We start from the raw sequence: 19,912 nt of genomic DNA, 5'->3' as shown, positions 1-19,912 counted from the left end.
CGTAACGGCGAAGACGGGAACGCGCCGTCAGGCGTGGCGGAACAGGCCGATCAGGTGCTCGGCGATGGCGCCCTTGACGCCTTCGATGTTCAGCCGCGATTGCGACTGCAGCTTGGCGACGTTCAGCCGGTGCAGGTGCAGCGACGGCATGCGCGCCTCGTATTCGCGCAGGTCGCCCTTCACCAGCAGCGGCAGGAAGGGCTCGTCGCGCATGCGGTAGCGGCGGATCAGCAGCTTCAGGCCGTCCTGGAAGCGCATCTCGGCGGAGCCGGCCAGGCGGTGTTCGCCGGGAATCTTCATGTACAGGCCGCTATGGCCCATGGTTTCACCCGGCAGGATGTGAATCCCGGTGGGCTCGACCGCCTCGGCGGGGATGTCGTGGAAGGTGTCGAACCAGGCCTGCTCGTCGGGAAGGATGGTGATGCCGCCTTCCTGGCTCTCGGGAATCACGAAGCTGTAGTTGCTGTAGAGCTTCTCGACGTACGACGAGTAGATGCACAGGCGGTTCTCGAAACGGCGCAGGAAGGCGATGGCCTCGCTGCGGTCGGTGATGGCATCGAGATCCCAGTCCAGATCGTTCTGGCGTTCCAGTTCGGCCCAGCGGGCCTTGGCGAGGGCGGCGTCGTAGGTCATGGCGGCAATTGGCGAGTGACTGCTCTTCCCATCGCAGAAAACATGCCAGGAAATTCAGTGACTTGGATCACAAATGCGGGGCCATTCCGGCCCCGTTCCGCCTGCCTCCGGTCGCAAACTGCCGCTTTTCGTCACCCCTTCCGCCGTGGGCAAACCTTTGCAGTACAATCGCCCCCTTTATCCGTTACCTGCGGCTTCCCGATGATCGATCCCCGACGCGTATTGCGCGCCCTCGCCGAACACTGGGCCCTGCTCGAACCGCTGTGCGAGCGCTTCGACAGCGGCACCCTGAGCCTGGCGGAACTGCGCCTGCAACTCACCGCGCAGCTCGCCGAAGGCAGCCCGGCGGACATCACCGCCCTACTCGACCAGTGGATCCGCCTGGACATCCTGGTGCCGGTGGCCAAGAGCCCCAACCGCTTCGAGCTCAACGCGCAGATCCACGACTTCCTCGCCTACCTGCGCCACGAGCACCGCCTGGGCCTGTGCCTGGAGATCGAGGCCTATCTGCGCCACCTGGAACGCCTGGCCGGCTATATCCGCGACGCCTTCGAAGTGCGCGACGGCAACGACCTGGCGCGCCAGCTGCGCCTGCTCGACATGCGCGTGCGCGACGTACTGAAGAAGCTCGCCAACGACGAACAGGCGCTGATCGCCGTGGCCGAGCGGGCCAAGACCAGCGACCGGCAGATTCCGCTGCGCCAGCGCTACGCCGAAGTCCTGGCGACCTGGGACGAATACGTCGAGCCGATGATCCAGCTGGTCTCCGCCGACGGCGCCTTCGAACAGGGCGTGCGCCGCGTCGAGCAAGTGCTGCTGCGCCTGCTGGGCGAACAGCACCGTCTCGGTCAGTTGGTTGACGACGACCAACTGCTGCGCACCCACGCGCGCATCCTGGAAATGCAGACCACCGCCCAGCTCACCCTGCGCCGCGCCCGCGAACTGCTGCTGCCGCTGCGCGAAGAAGCACGCCGGCACAACGCGATCACCCGCGGCGCCGCGCTGGCGCTCTCGGTGATCCGCCGCAAGGGCATCGAAGCCGTTCCGCAGGCCGCGCTGCCGCTGTTCACCCGGCCGCAGAGCACCTTCCTCGGCAGCGCCTCGCAGGTCGAGAGCTACGTCTTCGCCCTGGCGCGCTTCGAGCCCAAGCCGGCGCACTTCCCGAAAGCCAGCGGCAACCGCAAGGGCGACGGCCCGCGCAGCGCGCCGCGTACCGCCCGCGAGATGCTCGACCGCTGCCAGGCGGCCCTGCCGCTGCCGGACCTGATGGTCTGGCTGCTGGACCAGGAGCCCGGTGGCGCCACCGACGAGCTGCTCTACTGGTTCTCGCGCCTGTCGCGCGATGGCCGCTTCCAGCGCGAGCGCCTGGAGCGCCGCGATTACGAAACCGCCCAGCACAGCGTCAGCCTGTGCTCCTTCGCCCTGCTTGCCGCACCGACCGGCAAGGGCGACCAAGCGAGCGAACCCCATGCAAATTAATCTCACCGAACTGACCCAGCTCGGGCCGATCTTCCGCGAGCTGTTCAAGGGCTTCCACATCAGCCGCCGCGACCCCGAGCTGTACAGCCAGCTGTCCAACCAGCAGGACCAGTACCGCACGCTGTTCCGCTCGCTCGGCTTCGAACTTGTCTGCGACACGCGCGGCTTCTACTACTTCGTCCCCGAGCAGATCGGCGCCCAGGTCAACAAGACCGCCCAGCGCCTGGCGCTGTTCACCTTCATCCTCGTCGAGCACCTCGCCGACCAGGGCCGCGATCCGCTCGCCGTGCTCGATGGCGGCAGCATCGGCCGCGACGAGCTGCCGCCGCTGCTGGAGAAGTACCGCGACCTGTTCCTGCAGGCCGAGGTGACCACCCAGGAAGAACTCGAAGAGAAGGTCATGCGCCGCCTGACCCAGCTCGGCTTCGCCGCCGAGGACAACGGCGTGTACCGCTTCCTGCCGCCGATCCACCGCTTCCTCGACGTCTGTCTGTCGGTGCAGCAGGACCGCGACCTGGCCGCCAGCATGCACGCCGCCGACCTGGCCTTCGTCGCCCCGGCACTGGCCGAGGAAGAGGAAGAGCCCATCGTCAGCCTCGACGAGCCTTACGAGGCTCCAGCCCCGGCAGCCGTCGCACCGGTCGTTGAAGAAGAGGAAAGCGAGGCAGACGCCCTCGCCCGCGCCATAGCCGAAGAACAAGCCGACATGGAGGCCCAGGCATGACCGAAGAACGTTACGGCATCCGCCGCTTCGCCCTGCTCAACACCGCCGGCTACAGCCTCGGCATCTTCCCGCTGGAACAGCCGCTGTCGGTGTACGGCGCCAACAACCTCGGCAAGTCGGCGTCGATCAACGCCCTGCAGTTCCCGATCCTGGCACGCATGTCGGACATGAGCTTCGGCAAGTACAGCCTGGAAGCCTCGCGCAAGTTCTACTTCGCCACCGACACCAGCTACATCCTCATCGAGCTCGAACTTCCTCACGGCCGCCACGTCATCGGCGTCGGCGGACGCGGCCCGGGCGGTGGCTTCGGCCACCAGTTCTTCGCCTACCAGGGCGAGCTGGACCTGGACCACTACCAGAAGAACGGCACCTGCCTGCGCCTGCGCGAGCTCTACGCCAGCCTCGAACGCGCGGGCCTGAAGGCCTACGAACTCAAGCCCGACGAGCTGCGTCGCCTGCTCGTCGGCGGCCACACCTCGATTCCGCTGGACCTCACGCTGATCCCGCTGCGCTCCACCAGCGAGCAGAGCCTGAAGACCTTCCGCGCACTGTTCATCAACCTGCTGCACATGCGCGAGATCACCGCGGCCAAGCTCAAGCAGCTGTTCCTCGACGCCTTCGAGCACAGCCTGCGTTCGGGCAGCGTCGACTACATCGCCGCCTGCGAAGAGGCCTTCCGCGACGTACGCCGCATGGAGGGCGACTACCAGGCCCTGGTGGCAGCCGGCCCGCTGGTCGAGGCCCTCGCCAACGGCGTGCAACAGCGCGAACTGCTGCGCGGCAAGATGCATCGCCTCTCCCCGCTGCTCGACAGCTTGCTGGGCACCTGGGAGGAGTACGCCGGGGCGCGCAAGGAAGAGCTGGTGATCCAGGCCGAGCACTACCGCCGCGAACAGGACGGCCTGCAGAACGAACAGCGCGGCGGCACCGCCGAGCTGATGCGCCTGGAGCGCGAGATCAGCGAGCTGCAGCGCTGGATGGGCGAGCTGGCAGTGCTGAAAAACCGCTTTGCGCTGGTCGAGGACGCCAAGGTGCTGGAGCAGCAACTGCTCGCCGCCAAGGACGCCCACGACGAACTGGCCGGCGCCCTGGCGCACTCCCGGCAGTTCTCCAGCGAAGACCTCGACGAGCGCGTGCGTGACCTGGAGAAGCGCGTCAAAGGCGTGCGCCAGCAGCTCGAACACGCCGATAACAACAGCTACGCCCGCCTGCGCGAGGAGTTCTCGCAGCAGGACGTCGAGCGCCTGATGCGCCTGTTCAACGGTGCGCTGTTCAGCCTGCCGCTGGGCGAGAAAGGCGTCGACCTCGACGAAGAAGGCAAGTGGGTCGGCAGCGTCGAGAAGATCCTCGACGCCTTCAAGGGCGAGCGCTTCGAAGTGCCCGGCCTGTCCATCGACCTCTCGCACATCGAGCCGCCGGCCCTGCAGGCACTGGCCGACCGCGCCGCGCTGCGCGACCAGAAGGAGCGCCTGGAGAAGGAGCTCAAGCAGCTCAAGACCCAGCAGAGCGTTGCCGCCGACCGCAACGCCAGCAAGGCACAGGCAGACAAGCTCTACCAGGACGTGCTCGACGCGCAGAAAGCCCTGGAAGACTTCCGCCGCAGCGAAACCCTGAGCGCTGAGGAACCGGTCAAGCTGGAACAGCTTGCGCAGCTGGAAGCCACCCAGGACGAACTCAAGCGCTCGGCCGACGCCTTCACCGAACGCGTCCAGCAGCTGTCCGCCAAGCTGCAACTGGTGGGCCGCCAACTGGCCGACCTGGAAGCCAAGCAGCGCACCCTCGACGACGCCCTGCGCCGCCGCCAGCTGCTGCCCGCCGACCTGCCCTTCGGCACGCCGTTCATGGAGCCGGTGGACGACTCGCTGGACAACCTGCTGCCGCTGCTCAACGACTATCAGGACACCTGGCAATCGCTGCAGCGCATCGACGGCCAGATCGAGGCGCTGTACGCCCAGGTGCGCCTCAAAGGCGTGGCCAAGTTCGACAGCGAGGACGATCCGGAGCGTCGCCTGCAACTGCTGATCAACGCCTACGCGCACCGCACCGACGAGGCCCTGACCCTGGCCAAGGCACGCCGTGCCGCGGTCACCGACATCGCCCGGACCCTGCGCAACATCCGCAGCGACTACGACAACCTCGAGCACCAGCTCGCGCTGTTCAACCGCGAGATCAACCGCCGCCAGGTGTCGAACCTGCAGAGCTTCCGCATCGTCCTCGCGCCGAACAAGGAAGCGCTCAAGCACATCGACCAGATCATCCACAGCGCCGGCCAGTACGAGGAAGGCGAGAACCTCTCGGTGTTCGACCTGACCCAGGGCGCCGAGCAGGATGCGAAGAACGAGGAAGCCAAGGACTACCTGTCGCGCCTGGTGGCCGCGAACAACAACCAGCTGGGCCTGAAGGACCTGTTCGAGCTGGCGTTCGAGATCACCAAGGTCGGCGGCCAGCCGATCGTCCACACCGACATCGACGGCGCCGCCTCCAACGGCACCACCATGACCATCAAGGCGCTGACCAACATGTACCTGTTGCTGCACCTGATGGACCGCGAGCAGGCCGGGCGCATCCGCCTGCCCTACTACCTCGACGAAGCCGCCGACATCGACGAACGCAACCAGGCCGCACTGCTGGAAACCAGCCTGCAGCTGGGCTTCGTACCGATCCTCGCGAGCGTGAAGCCGCAGGTGTCGGCGCAGGTGGCCATCGACCTGGAAGGCGGCAGCGGTCCCAACGGCATCTACATCGACGAAGCCGACTGGAAATTCATCCGTCGCCGCGAACGTCCCGCCGAAGCCCCCGCCGCCGAGGCCGAAGAGGCCGCCGAGCCGGCCTGATCCACCCTCCGCCGCCGGTGTAAAACCGGCGGCGGAATGCCCTCTCCCGATGATTTGTGGATGCTAAGCAAGCTATTGAGTTTGGCCTGACAGACTCGCTTACATATAATGGCTTGCATTCTCATTAGCGAAAGCACGGGAGTTACCATGTCTGTTCGTCTGCTCGCGGGCTTCAAGCGCGCTGTCCTGGCCGGTTTGCTCGGCGGTCTGTCGCTGAATGCAATCGCCGATCCGGTTACCCTCACCCTGTACAACGGCCAGCACGCCGCCACCGGCGTGGCCATCGCCAAGGCCTTCACCGAGAAGACCGGCATCCAGGTAAAAATCCGCAAGGGTGGCGACGGCCAACTGGCCAGCCAGATCACCGAAGAAGGGGCGCGCTCGCCGGCCGACGTCATCTACACCGAGGAGTCGCCGCCGCTGGTGCGCCTGTCCGGGGCCGGCCTGCTCGCCCCGCTCGATCCGCAGACCCTGGCCCAGGTGGAAGCTGAAAACGCTGGCGCCCGCAGTGACTGGGTCGGTATCACCGCCCGTGCTCGCGTGCTCGCCTACAACCCGGCGAAGATCGCCGAGAAGGACCTGCCCAAGAGCCTGATGGACCTGGCCGACGGCCAATGGTCCGGGCGCTTCGGCTTCGTCCCCACCAGTGGCGCATTCCTCGAACAGGTTTCCGCGGTAATCAAGCTCAAGGGCCAGGACGCCGCCGAAGAGTGGCTCACCGGCCTGAAGGCCTTCGGCTCGATCTACACCAACAACGTAACCGCCATGAAAGCCGTGGAGAACGGTGAGGTCGATATGGCGCTGATCAACAACTACTACTGGTACACCCTGAAGAAAGAGAAGGGCGAGCTGAAGTCGCGCCTGTACTTCTTCGGCAACCAGGACCCGGGCGCCCTTGTCACCGTTTCCGGCGCCGCCGTCCTCAAGTCCAGCCAGCATCCCAAGGAAGCCCAGCAGTTCGTTGCCTTCATGCTCAGCGAAGAGGGCCAGAAGGCCATCCTCAGCCAGTCGGCCGAATACCCGCTGCGCAAGGGCATGCAACCGGACCCGGCGCTCAAGCCGTTCGCCGAACTGCAGGCGCCCAAGCTGACCCCGGCCGACATGGGTGAAGCCAACGACGCCCTCGACCTCGAACGCGACGTCGGCCTGAACTGATGCTCCCGGCCTCACCACCGCTTCAGGCTCGCGGCAGCCAGGCGCGCAAGGCTCCGCTCTGGCTGCTGCCGCCGGTCCTTCTGCTCGCCCTGCTGGCGGCCCTGCCGCTGTGCTACGTCGCCGCCAAGGCCTGGGACACCGGCTGGCAGGCGGCCTGGCACCTGCTCTGGCGGCCCTACGTGTTCCGCCTGTTCGGCAACACCCTGAAGCTGATGGTGCTGGTCACGCTCGCCAGCGCCCTTCTGGGCCTCGCCTGCGCCTGGCTGGTAGAACGCAGCGACCTGCCCGGCCGGCGTTACTGGAACGTGCTGCTCTGCCTGCCGTTCGCCATCCCGTCCTTCGTCAGCAGCTTCACCTGGGTTTCGCTGAGCCCGCTCTACGAAGGCCTGGGCGGCGCCGTGCTGGTCATGGCGATGTCCAAGTATCCGCTGGTCTACCTGCCGTTGGCCGCCACCTTGCGCAACCTCGATCCAGCGCTGGAAGAGAGTGCACGCATGCTCGGCGTATCGCGTCGCCAGGTGTTCTGGCGGGTCACCCTGCCGCTGCTACGTCCCACCCTGGCCGCCACCAGCCTGCTGGTAGCGCTGCACATGCTGGTGGAGTTCGGCGCGCTGTCGATCCTGCGCTTCCAGACCTTCACCACGGCCATCTACCAGGAGTTCGAGCTGCAGTTCAGCAACGCCACCGCGGCGATGCTCTCCTCAGTGCTGCTCGCGCTGTGCTTCCTGCTGCTATGGCTGGAGCTTCGCATGCGTGGTCGCGGCCGACTCGTGCGTACCGGCCAGGGCAGCGCCCGGCAGGCCGAGCGCATCCGCCTCGGTGCTGGGAAATGGCCGGTACAGTTGCTGCTCACAGCGCTCGTGGTTGTCGGCACCGGCATTCCCATGGCGATGCTCGGCTATTGGCTGCTCACCGGCACCTCGGCGGCCTTCCCTCTGCTGGAGGTCGGCCAGGCGCTGTTCTCGTCGCTCTCGCTGTCGTTCGGTGGAGCACTGCTCGGCTGCCTGCTGGCCCTGCCGGTGAGCTTCTTGGTGGTGCGCTATCCCGGTCCGCTGGCGCGCTGGGCGCAACGTCTACCCTACTTGCTGCAGGCACTGCCGGGCCTGGTGATCGCCCTGTCGCTGGTGTATTTCGCCCTGCACTACGTACCGGCCATCTACCAGACCAATGCGCTGCTGCTGATCGCCTATGCCCTGCTGTTCCTGCCGCTGGCCCAGGCGCCGATCCGCGTGGCGCTGGAGAAGGCTTCGCCGCAACTCGAAGAGGCCGCCCGCACCCTCGGGCAAACGCCGTTGCGCGCCTTCCTGCGCATCACCCTGCCGATCATCTCGCCGGCCATAGGCGCGGGGTTCGTCCTGGTGTTCCTCGACAGCATGAAGGAGCTGACCGCGACGCTGGTGCTCGGCCCTACCGGACTGAGCACCCTGGCGACCGCGGTCTGGGTACATACCTCCACACTGGAATACGCAGCGGCTGCGCCCTATGCAGCCTTGCTGATCCTCATCTCCGGCGTGCCGGTCTACCTGCTGACCACCCGCGCAGCGCGAAGCGGAGCTTCGTCGTAGGAGCGAGCTGGCTCGCGAACCGCTCTGGAATATTCGCGATCAAGCTCGCTCCTACAAACAGGCTGCAAAAGAAAACGCCCCGCCGGTCTCCCGGCGGGGCGTTTTCGTTTTAGGCTCGGGGACGAGCGTTATTGCCCGACCGCCTTGCCCAGCGGGATCTTCGGCGCCCACTGCAGCCACTCGTCCTGATACTCATCGAACAGCGCAAAGGTCTGCCCCGGCTTCGCCGCGGTGCCCATCTGCGCGTTGTCCGGAGTGGCGAACGCAACGCCGCCAGCGAGGATGGTCTCGAACGACTCGGTACGCACCTTCACGCCCTTGAACAACCCGGCATCGACGCCAACCCCACTGGTGTTCCAGAAGCGGCTGCCGGTGCGCACCAGCGGCGCATAGCGCGGCTCGATGAGGATGTGGATAAGTACGCGGTCAGCGGTCTCGCCCAGCTCGAAGGAAGTCACCTTGCCCACCTGCACTTCCCGGTAGGTCACGGGCACGCCAGGCTTCAGCGAACCCCGGCGCGCGGCGCTCAGGGTCAGGCGCAGGCCGTCGGCTTCGAGCAGGCGGTTGGGCTCCTGGTCCAGCAGCGGGAAACGGGTCTGCACCGCACCGGCCTTCTCGCGCGGCATCACCTCGATGTACGGGCCGCTGACCAGGGTGCCCAGGTTCTCCGCTCCAGACAGGCCCAATTGCGCCTTCACCACCCAGAAGCGGCTGCCTTCGCGAGCGATGCTGTCTTGAGCGCGCGTTATGCGAGCCTTGAGCACCACGCCGGAAAGGTCGCGGTTGAGGTCGACCTGCTCGACACGGCCAACATCCAGGCCCCGGTAGCGAAGCACCGTGCCTTCGCGCAGTCCGTCGGCGCTGTCGGTACGCAACTCGATGAACTGTCCCTTGGCCTTGGCGTCGTCCTCGCTGTCGAACAGGTAGAAACGCCGTACCTTGGTGAGCGGCGCGGCCTTGGGATCGGGAGTGTCGAAGGAGATGCCGCCGCTGATCAGCGTCTGCAGCGACTCGCTCTTGAACTTGATGCCGTTGAGGTCGCCGCTGAGGGTCACCCCGCTGACGTTCCAGAAGCGCGACGAGGTGTTCACCAGGTCAGCAAACTCCGGCTCGATGTGCACGCCAACCACCACCCGCTGGCGATCACGGGAGAGCTGGTAGCTCTGCACGGTACCGACCTTCATCTGCCGGTAGAGGATGGGCGTGCCCACGTCCAGCGACCCCAGGTGATCGCTGGTCAGCACCAGGTGCAGGCCGGGCGCATCGAGATTGAGCGGCGGAGCCTTCGGACGGATCGCGAAGTCGCGGGTCGGCTCGCCATCCTTGCCGAAGCGCACCGCGATGTAGTTGCCCTTCACCAGCGCCTCGAGCCCGGTGATGCCCGCCAGCGAGATACTCGGCTTGACCATCCAGAACTCGGTCTTGCTGTTGAGGAAATCTTCCGTGCGCGGGTCCATCGACAGGGTTGCAGTGGCGCCGTTGAAATCGGAGTCCATGTCGACGGTCTTGACCGTACCCACCTGCACACCGTTGTACATAACCGGCGTGTCACCGGCGGTCAGACCGCTGATGTCGGTGACTTTCAGGTGCACCGGAATGCCGGTCTGGGCCGCATCGTAGTCCTCATAGAGGCGGAACGGCTTGCTCGGATCGGTCGGCGGACTGTCCGCATAGATTTCAGGCGTGGAAAAGGCGATACCACCGGCGGCGATGCTGGCCAGCGACTCGGTACGCAGCTTCAGGCCACTGAGACTCCCGGAAAGGGTGATGCCACTGGCGTTCCAGAAGCGCGTGTGCTTGCGCACCAGGTTGGCGTAGGCCGGTTCGATGTGGATCTTCACCTCGATGGTCTTCTGGTCCGCGGCCAACTGGTAGCTCTTCACCTGGCCAACCTGGATCTGCCGGTAGTAGATGGGGCTTCCCTGCTCCAGCGAGCCAAGGCGCTCCGCTTTCAGCGTCAGATGAAGGCCCGGCAGGCTGTCGGACAACGGGGGCGGCTCCTTGAGCGCGACGAAATCGTGGCTCATCTCACCCTTCACCGGGTCAATGGCGATGTAGTTGCCGGATACCAGGGTCTCCAGACCTGTGACGCCAGCCAGGGAGACCCGCGGCTTGACCAGCCAGAAACGGGTCTGCTTGCTCAAGTATTCGGAAGCCTCCTTGCGCATTTCCACGGTCGCGGTGATGCCCAGCGCAGGCTTGTTGACGTGCATGTCGACGACCTTGCCGACTGCGATGCCCTTGAAGATGACCTCGGTCTTGTTCGGCTGGAGGCCTTCGCCGCTCTCGAACTGGATGTTGATCATCACACCGGCCTGATCGTAGGCGCGCCAACCGAGCCAGGCGCCAATCGCCAGGGCGATCAGGGGCAATATCCAGATTGCCGACCAGTTCGTCGTCTTGCGCAGCTTTGGCTTGGGGAGCTCATCAGTCATCGTCGTTTTCCGCGTCCGTGTTATCCCAGATCAGTCGGGGATCGAAAGTCACCGCCGCCAGCATGGTCAGCACCACCACACTGCCGAAAGCAGCCGCACCGAGGTTGGCCTCGATACTGGCCAGATTGCCGAAGTTCACCATGGTCACCAGGATCGCGATGACGAAGATGTCGAGCATCGACCAGCGACCGATCCATTCGATGAAGCGGTACATCACAATCCGCTGGCGTGCTGAAAGCGGCTGCCGCCGCTGGATCGAGTAAAGCAGTAGAGTGATGCCGACGAGCTTGAAGGTCGGTACGAGGATGCTCGCGACGAAGACCACTGCGGCAACCGGCAGCATGTCCGCGTTGATCAGCTCTACGACGCCTTCCATGATGGTGGCCGGCATGCCGCTGCCGAGGAAGTTCACCGTCATGATCGGCAGCAGGTTGGCCGGGATGTAGAGAACCGCGGCGGTGAGCAGCAGGGCCCAGGTCCGCGTGAGGCTGTTGGGGCGCCGGGCGTGCAGGACCGAACCGCAACGCGTGCAATGCTGGTGGCCGTCGTCTTCATCCTGTTGCCGATTGAGCTGATGGCACTCGCCACAAATCAGAATGCCGGCATCAATGGCTCGCATCGTCGAACTCCCCTGCCAGCGCTTCCCATACCTGGTGCCGCGACATGGTCACCTCCAGCCATATCTGCGAGAAAAGCAGCGCCACGAAGCACGCAAGACCAATACCAACATGCAACTCGGCCATGCCAGCCAGCTTCACGATGGAAACCAGGATGCCCATCAGGTAGACCTCGAGCATTCCCCACTCACGCAGGTGCTGATACCAACGGAACAGCGTCATGCCTTGCTCCCGAGCGACATCGAAGCGCAGGGTGATCAGTACGAAGAGCTGGAACAGCAGCTTGGCGAGCGGAATTACCATGCTGCACAGGAAAACGAGGACTCCCACCCCTTCCATGTTGGAGCTGTACAGCCCTTTTACTCCACTCCAGACCGTATCGACCCCAGTCTGCCCAAGGATTGTGATGTTCATGATCGGCAGGAAGTTGGCGGGAACGTAGAGCAGCAATGCCGTCACAACCAATGCCAGCGCTCGTCTGACCATGTACGGGCGATGAATCTCCAGTTCATATCCACAGCGTGGGCATACCGAACGCTGCCCTAGGGGGACGGGCTCACGCCGCATCAGCAGATCACACTCATGGCAGGCGATAAGTTGGTCCAGGGGAAGGTTCTGTAGAGAGCGGCTATCAGTCTCGGACATGAAAAAGCTCGGCGTCGATTTGTCGCTATTGTAGACGACTGGCCTAGTGCAAGGCGCCGCTCCAGACACCTCGAAAAAGGCAGAAATGGCATAGCGAGTATCTGAAAGAAGCGTCTCGCATAAGAGCTGCCACAGCGCGCATGTGTAATTCGTGACGAGCAAGACGAAAGGAAGGTAAATCGAGGATCCCGAGCTCGCGGCACTCATGCCGGCCGCGCGCCTGAGGACCCAGGGCTGGCGCCGTAGCAGGCTCTTCGCCGCATTTCGCCGCCCGGATATTTTTCCGCGCGCAAAAGCAAAACCCCCGACCAGCTTTCGCTGATCAGGGGCTTTGGGATAGGTGCTTGACGATGACCTACTCTCACATGGAGAAACTCCACACTACCATCGGCGATGCATCGTTTCACTTCTGAGTTCGGGATGGGATCAGGTGGTTCCAACGCTCTATGGTCGTCAAGCAATTCTTTCGGATGCTCGTGGCTTACGCACACGCTCATCCAGATTCGGGTATGTGACAGGTAATTTGCGGTTCTCACGAACTTTCGGTTCGTCGACTTCACCGTCTAACACACAAATTGTTTGGGTGTTATATGGTCAAGCCTCACGGGCAATTAGTATTGGTTAGCTCAACGCCTCACAGCGCTTACACACCCAACCTATCAACGTCGTAGTCTTCGACGGCCCTTTAGGGGAATCAAGTTCCCAGTGAGATCTCATCTTGAGGCTAGTTTCCCGCTTAGATGCTTTCAGCGGTTATCTATTCCGAACATAGCTACCCGGCAATGCCACTGGCGTGACAACCGGAACACCAGAGGTTCGTCCACTCCGGTCCTCTCGTACTAGGAGCAGCCCCTCTCAAATCTCAAACGTCCACGGCAGATAGGGACCGAACTGTCTCACGACGTTCTAAACCCAGCTCGCGTACCACTTTAAATGGCGAACAGCCATACCCTTGGGACCGGCTTCAGCCCCAGGATGTGATGAGCCGACATCGAGGTGCCAAACACCGCCGTCGATATGAACTCTTGGGCGGTATCAGCCTGTTATCCCCGGAGTACCTTTTATCCGTTGAGCGATGGCCCTTCCATACAGAACCACCGGATCACTAAGACCTACTTTCGTACCTGCTCGACGTGTCTGTCTCGCAGTCAAGCGCGCTTTTGCCTTTATACTCTACGACCGATTTCCGACCGGTCTGAGCGCACCTTCGTACTCCTCCGTTACTCTTTAGGAGGAGACCGCCCCAGTCAAACTGCCCACCATACACTGTCCTCGATCCGGATAACGGACCAGAGTTAGAACCTCAAGCATGCCAGGGTGGTATTTCAAGGATGGCTCCACGCGAACTGGCGTCCACGCTTCAAAGCCTCCCACCTATCCTACACAAGCAGGCTCAAAGTCCAGTGCAAAGCTACAGTAAAGGTTCACGGGGTCTTTCCGTCTAGCCGCGGATACACTGCATCTTCACAGCGATTTCAATTTCACTGAGTCTCGGGTGGAGACAGCGCCGCCATCGTTACGCCATTCGTGCAGGTCGGAACTTACCCGACAAGGAATTTCGCTACCTTAGGACCGTTATAGTTACGGCCGCCGTTTACCGGGGCTTCGATCAAGAGCTTCGCTTTCGCTAACCCCATCAATTAACCTTCCGGCACCGGGCAGGCGTCACACCCTATACGTCCACTTTCGTGTTTGCAGAGTGCTGTGTTTTTAATAAACAGTCGCAGCGGCCTGGTATCTTCGACCGGCATGGGCTTACGTAGTAAATACTTCACCCTCACCGGCGCACCTTCTCCCGAAGTTACGGTGCCATTTTGCCTAGTTCCTTCACCCGAGTTCTCTCAAGCGCCTTGGTATTCTCTACCCAACCACCTGTGTCGGTTTGGGGTACGGTTCCTAGTTACCTGAAGCTTAGAAGCTTTTCCTGGAAGCATGGCATCAACCACTTCACGTTCTAAAAGAACGCTCGTCATCAGCTCTCGGCATTAAGATCCCGGATTTACCTAAGATCTCTGCCTACCACCTTAAACTTGGACAACCAACGCCAAGCTGGCCTAGCCTTCTCCGTCCCTCCATCGCAGTAACTAGAAGTACAGGAATATTAACCTGTTTCCCATCGACTACGCTCTTCAGCCTCGCCTTAGGGACCGACTAACCCTGCGTCGATTAACGTTGCGCAGGAACCCTTGGTCTTTCGGCGTGGGAGTTTTTCACTCCCATTGTCGTTACTCATGTCAGCATTCGCACTTCTGATACCTCCAGCAAGCTTCTCAACTCACCTTCACAGGCTTACAGAACGCTCCTCTACCGCACATCTTACGATGCACCCGTAGCTTCGGTGTATGGTTTGAGCCCCGTTACATCTTCCGCGCAGGCCGACTCGACTAGTGAGCTATTACGCTTTCTTTAAAGGGTGGCTGCTTCTAAGCCAACCTCCTAGCTGTCTAAGCCTTCCCACATCGTTTACCACTTAACCATAACTTTGGGACCTTAGCTGACGGTCTGGGTTGTTTCCCTTTTCACGACGGACGTTAGCACCCGCCGTGTGTCTCCCACGCTGACACTTCCAGGTATTCGGAGTTTGCATCGGTTTGGTAAGTCGGGATGACCCCCTAGCCGAAACAGTGCTCTACCCCCTGGAGTGATACGTGAGGCGCTACCTAAATAGCTTTCGAGGAGAACCAGCTATCTCCGAGCTTGATTAGCCTTTCACTCCGATCCACAAGTCATCCCCTACCTTTTCAACGGGAGTGGGTTCGGTCCTCCAGTCAGTGTTACCTAACCTTCAACCTGCTCATGGATAGATCGCCCGGTTTCGGGTCTATACCCAGCGACTAAACGCCCTATTAAGACTCGCTTTCGCTACGCCTTCCCTATTCGGTTAAGCTCGCCACTGAATATAAGTCGCTGACCCATTATACAAAAGGTACGCAGTCACCTAACAAAGTAGGCTCCCACTGCTTGTACGCATACGGTTTCAGGTTCTATTTCACTCCCCTCTCCGGGGTTCTTTTCGCCTTTCCCTCACGGTACTGGTTCACTATCGGTCAGTCAGTAGTATTTAGCCTTGGAGGATGGTCCCCCCATATTCAGACAAAGTTTCTCGTGCTCCGTCCTACTCGATTTCACTTCCAAGAACCTTTCACATACGGGGCTATCACCCACTATGGCCGCACTTTCCAGAGCGTTCTGTTAGATTCAAAGAAGCTTAAGGGCTAGTCCCCGTTCGCTCGCCACTACTAAGGGAATCTCGGTTGATTTCTTTTCCTCAGGGTACTTAGATGTTTCAGTTCCCCTGGTTCGCCTCTTACACCTATGTATTCAGTGCAAGATACCCAGCTTATGCTGGGTGGGTTCCCCCATTCAGAGATCTCCGGATCAAAGTCTGTTTGCCGACTCCCCGAAGCTTATCGCAGGCTACCACGTCTTTCATCGCCTCTGACTGCCAAGGCATCCACCGTATGCGCTTCTTCACTTGACCATATAACCCCAAGCAATCTGGTTATACGTCTCGAACGTGAAGACGACATTCGCCGAAAATTCGCGCTTGAACTCGCAAATTTTACCTTGACTTGAATAATCACCAGTGAAAGAGATTATTCAGTCTACTTCTATCACATACCCAAATTTTTAAAGAACGGTTCCGGTACAAAGACCAGACATCAATGTTCCATTACCCTGAACATTCATGTCTGAACTTTCGCGACGTGGATGGTGGAGCCAAGGAGGATCGAACTCCTGACCTCCTGCGTGCAAAGCAGGCGCTCTCCCAGCTGAGCTATGGCCCCCTCTTTTCCAACGATTGGTGGGTCTGGGCAGATTCGAACTGCCGACCTCACCCTTATCAGGGGTGCGCTCTAACCGACTGAGCTACAGACCCATATAGGGTTGCCTAACCGTCGCTTTACCAGTGAATCAAGCAATTCGTGTGGGAGCTTATGAGAAAGCCGGGATCTTCGATTAAGGAGGTGATCCAGCCGCAGGTTCCCCTACGGCTACCTTGTTACGACTTCACCCCAGTCATGAATCACTCCGTGGTAACCGTCCCCCTTGCGGTTAGACTAGCTACTTCTGGAGCAACCCACTCCCATGGTGTGACGGGCGGTGTGTACAAGGCCCGGGAACGTATTCACCGTGACATTCTGATTCACGATTACTAGCGATTCCGACTTCACGCAGTCGAGTTGCAGACTGCGATCCGGACTACGATCGGTTTTATGGGATTAGCTCCACCTCGCGGCTTGGCAACCCTCTGTACCGACCATTGTAGCACGTGTGTAGCCCTGGCCGTAAGGGCCATGATGACTTGACGTCATCCCCACCTTCCTCCGGTTTGTCACCGGCAGTCTCCTTAGAGTGCCCACCATAACGTGCTGGTAACTAAGGACAAGGGTTGCGCTCGTTACGGGACTTAACCCAACATCTCACGACACGAGCTGACGACAGCCATGCAGCACCTGTGTTCCGATTCCCGAAGGCACTCTCGCATCTCTGCAAGATTCCGGACATGTCAAGGCCAGGTAAGGTTCTTCGCGTTGCTTCGAATTAAACCACATGCTCCACCGCTTGTGCGGGCCCCCGTCAATTCATTTGAGTTTTAACCTTGCGGCCGTACTCCCCAGGCGGTCGACTTATCGCGTTAGCTGCGCCACTAAAATCTCAAGGATTCCAACGGCTAGTCGACATCGTTTACGGCGTGGACTACCAGGGTATCTAATCCTGTTTGCTCCCCACGCTTTCGCACCTCAGTGTCAGTATCAGTCCAGGTGGTCGCCTTCGCCACTGGTGTTCCTTCCTATATCTACGCATTTCACCGCTACACAGGAAATTCCACCACCCTCTACCGTACTCTAGTCAGGCAGTTATGGATGCAGTTCCCAGGTTGAGCCCGGGGATTTCACATCCATCTTACCAAACCACCTACGCGCGCTTTACGCCCAGTAATTCCGATTAACGCTTGCACCCTTCGTATTACCGCGGCTGCTGGCACGAAGTTAGCCGGTGCTTATTCTGTTGGTAACGTCAAAACAGCAAGGTATTAACTTACTGCCCTTCCTCCCAACTTAAAGTGCTTTACAATCCGAAGACCTTCTTCACACACGCGGCATGGCTGGATCAGGCTTTCGCCCATTGTCCAATATTCCCCACTGCTGCCTCCCGTAGGAGTCTGGACCGTGTCTCAGTTCCAGTGTGACTGATCATCCTCTCAGACCAGTTACGGATCGTCGCCTAGGTGAGCCGTTACCTCACCTACTAGCTAATCCGACCTAGGCTCATCTGATAGCGTGAGGTCCGAAGATCCCCCACTTTCTCCCGTAGGACGTATGCGGTATTAGCGTTCCTTTCGAAACGTTGTCCCCCACTACCAGGCAGATTCCTAGGCATTACTCACCCGTCCGCCGCTGAATCAGAGAGCAAGCTCCCTTCATCCGCTCGACTTGCATGTGTTAGGCCTGCCGCCAGCGTTCAATCTGAGCCATGATCAAACTCTTCAGTTCAATACTGATTGGGTTTTGAGAAAACCCTAAACTTGGCTCAGCAATCGCAAAAAACTCTCGAATTCACGAGTGTTACTTGTGATGCTGATAATCTTGCGATCACCAGTCTTAACTCACAAGCACCCACACGAATTGCTTGATTCAACTTGTTAAAGAGCGTTTCGGCGAAGTCTTTCGTCTCAACCGAGGCCGCACATTCTACAGCAGCCTTTCTTACTGTCAAGCTGTTTTTCGAAAATCTCTTTTCTACTCAACCGCTTGCGCTTTCGAGCAGCAGCGCTTCTCGTCAGCGGGAAGCACAATCTATGTGCTTACGCTAATAGGCAAAGCCCCGGACAGCGAAGCTGACCGGGGCTTTGGGATAGGTGCTTGACGATGACCTACTCTCACATGGAGAAACTCCACACTACCATCGGCGATGCATCGTTTCACTTCTGAGTTCGGGATGGGATCAGGTGGTTCCAACGCTCTATGGTCGTCAAGCAATTCTTTCGGACGCTCGTGGCTTGCGCACACGCTCATCCCGATTCGGGTATGTGACAGGTATTTGCGGTTCTCACGAACTTTCGGTTCGTCGACTTCACCGTCTAACACACAAATTGTTTGGGTGTTATATGGTCAAGCCTCACGGGCAATTAGTATTGGTTAGCTCAACGCCTCACAGCGCTTACACACCCAACCTATCAACGTCGTAGTCTTCGACGGCCCTTTAGGGGAATCAAGTTCCCAGTGAGATCTCATCTTGAGGCTAGTTTCCCGCTTAGATGCTTTCAGCGGTTATCTATTCCGAACATAGCTACCCGGCAATGCCACTGGCGTGACAACCGGAACACCAGAGGTTCGTCCACTCCGGTCCTCTCGTACTAGGAGCAGCCCCTCTCAAATCTCAAACGTCCACGGCAGATAGGGACCGAACTGTCTCACGACGTTCTAAACCCAGCTCGCGTACCACTTTAAATGGCGAACAGCCATACCCTTGGGACCGGCTTCAGCCCCAGGATGTGATGAGCCGACATCGAGGTGCCAAACACCGCCGTCGATATGAACTCTTGGGCGGTATCAGCCTGTTATCCCCGGAGTACCTTTTATCCGTTGAGCGATGGCCCTTCCATACAGAACCACCGGATCACTAAGACCTACTTTCGTACCTGCTCGACGTGTCTGTCTCGCAGTCAAGCGCGCTTTTGCCTTTATACTCTACGACCGATTTCCGACCGGTCTGAGCGCACCTTCGTACTCCTCCGTTACTCTTTAGGAGGAGACCGCCCCAGTCAAACTGCCCACCATACACTGTCCTCGATCCGGATAACGGACCAGAGTTAGAACCTCAAGCATGCCAGGGTGGTATTTCAAGGATGGCTCCACGCGAACTGGCGTCCACGCTTCAAAGCCTCCCACCTATCCTACACAAGCAGGCTCAAAGTCCAGTGCAAAGCTACAGTAAAGGTTCACGGGGTCTTTCCGTCTAGCCGCGGATACACTGCATCTTCACAGCGATTTCAATTTCACTGAGTCTCGGGTGGAGACAGCGCCGCCATCGTTACGCCATTCGTGCAGGTCGGAACTTACCCGACAAGGAATTTCGCTACCTTAGGACCGTTATAGTTACGGCCGCCGTTTACCGGGGCTTCGATCAAGAGCTTCGCTTTCGCTAACCCCATCAATTAACCTTCCGGCACCGGGCAGGCGTCACACCCTATACGTCCACTTTCGTGTTTGCAGAGTGCTGTGTTTTTAATAAACAGTCGCAGCGGCCTGGTATCTTCGACCGGCATGGGCTTACGTAGTAAATACTTCACCCTCACCGGCGCACCTTCTCCCGAAGTTACGGTGCCATTTTGCCTAGTTCCTTCACCCGAGTTCTCTCAAGCGCCTTGGTATTCTCTACCCAACCACCTGTGTCGGTTTGGGGTACGGTTCCTAGTTACCTGAAGCTTAGAAGCTTTTCCTGGAAGCATGGCATCAACCACTTCACGTTCTAAAAGAACGCTCGTCATCAGCTCTCGGCATTAAGATCCCGGATTTACCTAAGATCTCTGCCTACCACCTTAAACTTGGACAACCAACGCCAAGCTGGCCTAGCCTTCTCCGTCCCTCCATCGCAGTAACTAGAAGTACAGGAATATTAACCTGTTTCCCATCGACTACGCTCTTCAGCCTCGCCTTAGGGACCGACTAACCCTGCGTCGATTAACGTTGCGCAGGAACCCTTGGTCTTTCGGCGTGGGAGTTTTTCACTCCCATTGTCGTTACTCATGTCAGCATTCGCACTTCTGATACCTCCAGCAAGCTTCTCAACTCACCTTCACAGGCTTACAGAACGCTCC

At 60.1% G+C, this 19,912-nt stretch carries 9 protein-coding genes, 2 tRNA genes and 5 rRNA genes (1 of these 16 cut by a window edge); 5 read left to right on the top strand and 11 right to left on the bottom strand.

Annotation, left to right across the window (positions count from 1 at the left end):
* Window positions 1-27 precede the first annotated feature (27 nt).
* Window positions 28-633: a hypothetical protein gene (locus ACA097_RS16885; protein ID WP_371364646.1), complete on the bottom strand. Its 606-nt coding sequence runs from the start codon at window positions 631-633 to the stop codon at window positions 28-30.
* Between the two features lie 201 nt (window positions 634-834).
* Here ACA097_RS16885 and mksB point away from each other — a divergent pair, with 201 nt between their 5' ends.
* The 5 genes from mksB (at window position 835) to ACA097_RS16860 (ending at window position 8,390) form a co-directional block, all read left to right on the top strand.
* Complete coding sequence (mksB, locus tag ACA097_RS16880) at window positions 835-2,112, top strand: Mks condensin complex protein MksB (protein ID WP_371364644.1); 1,278 nt, start codon at window positions 835-837, stop codon at window positions 2,110-2,112.
* Entirely contained in the window at window positions 2,102-2,836 is a 735-nt protein-coding gene (gene mksE / locus ACA097_RS16875; RefSeq protein WP_371364642.1) for an Mks condensin complex protein MksE, read from the top strand. Before mksB ends, mksE begins: the two co-directional genes overlap by 11 nt.
* Complete coding sequence (gene mksF, locus ACA097_RS16870) at window positions 2,833-5,670, top strand: Mks condensin complex protein MksF (RefSeq protein WP_371364640.1); 2,838 nt, start codon at window positions 2,833-2,835, stop codon at window positions 5,668-5,670. Before mksE ends, mksF begins: the two co-directional genes overlap by 4 nt.
* Before the next feature lie 147 nt (window positions 5,671-5,817).
* Window positions 5,818-6,825 carry an iron ABC transporter substrate-binding protein gene (locus ACA097_RS16865; protein ID WP_043255213.1) on the top strand — a complete coding sequence of 336 codons (1,008 nt, stop codon included), beginning with the start codon at window positions 5,818-5,820 and terminating at the stop codon, window positions 6,823-6,825.
* Entirely contained in the window at window positions 6,825-8,390 is a 1,566-nt protein-coding gene (locus ACA097_RS16860; RefSeq protein ID WP_371364637.1) for an ABC transporter permease, read from the top strand. The genes ACA097_RS16865 and ACA097_RS16860 overlap by 1 nt, the downstream gene beginning before the upstream one ends.
* 128 nt (window positions 8,391-8,518) lie before the next feature.
* On the opposite strand, the gene ACA097_RS16855 is transcribed toward ACA097_RS16860, so the two are convergent.
* The 10 genes from ACA097_RS16855 to ACA097_RS16810 form a co-directional block, all read right to left on the bottom strand.
* Complete coding sequence (locus ACA097_RS16855; protein ID WP_371364635.1) at window positions 8,519-10,825, bottom strand: intermembrane transport protein PqiB; 2,307 nt, start codon at window positions 10,823-10,825, stop codon at window positions 8,519-8,521.
* On the bottom strand, window positions 10,818-11,444 hold the full coding sequence (locus ACA097_RS16850) for a paraquat-inducible protein A (RefSeq protein ID WP_043255218.1): 627 nt from the start codon (window positions 11,442-11,444) through the stop codon (window positions 10,818-10,820). The genes ACA097_RS16855 and ACA097_RS16850 overlap by 8 nt, the downstream gene beginning before the upstream one ends.
* Window positions 11,431-12,087 (bottom strand): paraquat-inducible protein A, encoded by a 657-nt coding sequence (locus ACA097_RS16845; protein ID WP_371364633.1) that lies wholly within the window; start codon window positions 12,085-12,087, stop codon window positions 11,431-11,433. Before ACA097_RS16845 ends, ACA097_RS16850 begins: the two co-directional genes overlap by 14 nt.
* A gap of 342 nt (window positions 12,088-12,429) precedes the next feature.
* A 5S ribosomal RNA gene (gene rrf / locus ACA097_RS16840) occupies window positions 12,430-12,545 on the bottom strand.
* A gap of 132 nt (window positions 12,546-12,677) precedes the next feature.
* Window positions 12,678-15,568 (bottom strand): 23S ribosomal RNA (locus ACA097_RS16835).
* Window positions 15,569-15,799: 231 nt separating this feature from the next.
* Window positions 15,800-15,875: transfer RNA gene (locus ACA097_RS16830), tRNA-Ala, on the bottom strand.
* A 15-nt stretch (window positions 15,876-15,890) separates the two neighbouring features.
* Window positions 15,891-15,967 (bottom strand) — tRNA-Ile (locus ACA097_RS16825).
* Between the two features lie 81 nt (window positions 15,968-16,048).
* Window positions 16,049-17,585: ribosomal RNA gene (locus tag ACA097_RS16820) — 16S ribosomal RNA — on the bottom strand.
* 367 nt (window positions 17,586-17,952) lie between these two features.
* A 5S ribosomal RNA gene (gene rrf, locus ACA097_RS16815) occupies window positions 17,953-18,068 on the bottom strand.
* A 131-nt stretch (window positions 18,069-18,199) separates the two neighbouring features.
* Window positions 18,200-19,912: ribosomal RNA gene (locus ACA097_RS16810) — 23S ribosomal RNA — on the bottom strand (it continues 1,178 nt past the right edge of the window).
* The 16S, 23S and 5S rRNA genes sit together here with 2 tRNA genes alongside, the layout of an rRNA operon.

This window comes from Pseudomonas sp. QL9 (assembly GCF_041409665.1).
GTDB classification, from domain to species: Bacteria; Pseudomonadota; Gammaproteobacteria; order Pseudomonadales; family Pseudomonadaceae; genus Pseudomonas; species Pseudomonas knackmussii.
This window is presented reverse-complemented; position numbering and strand designations above follow the sequence as displayed.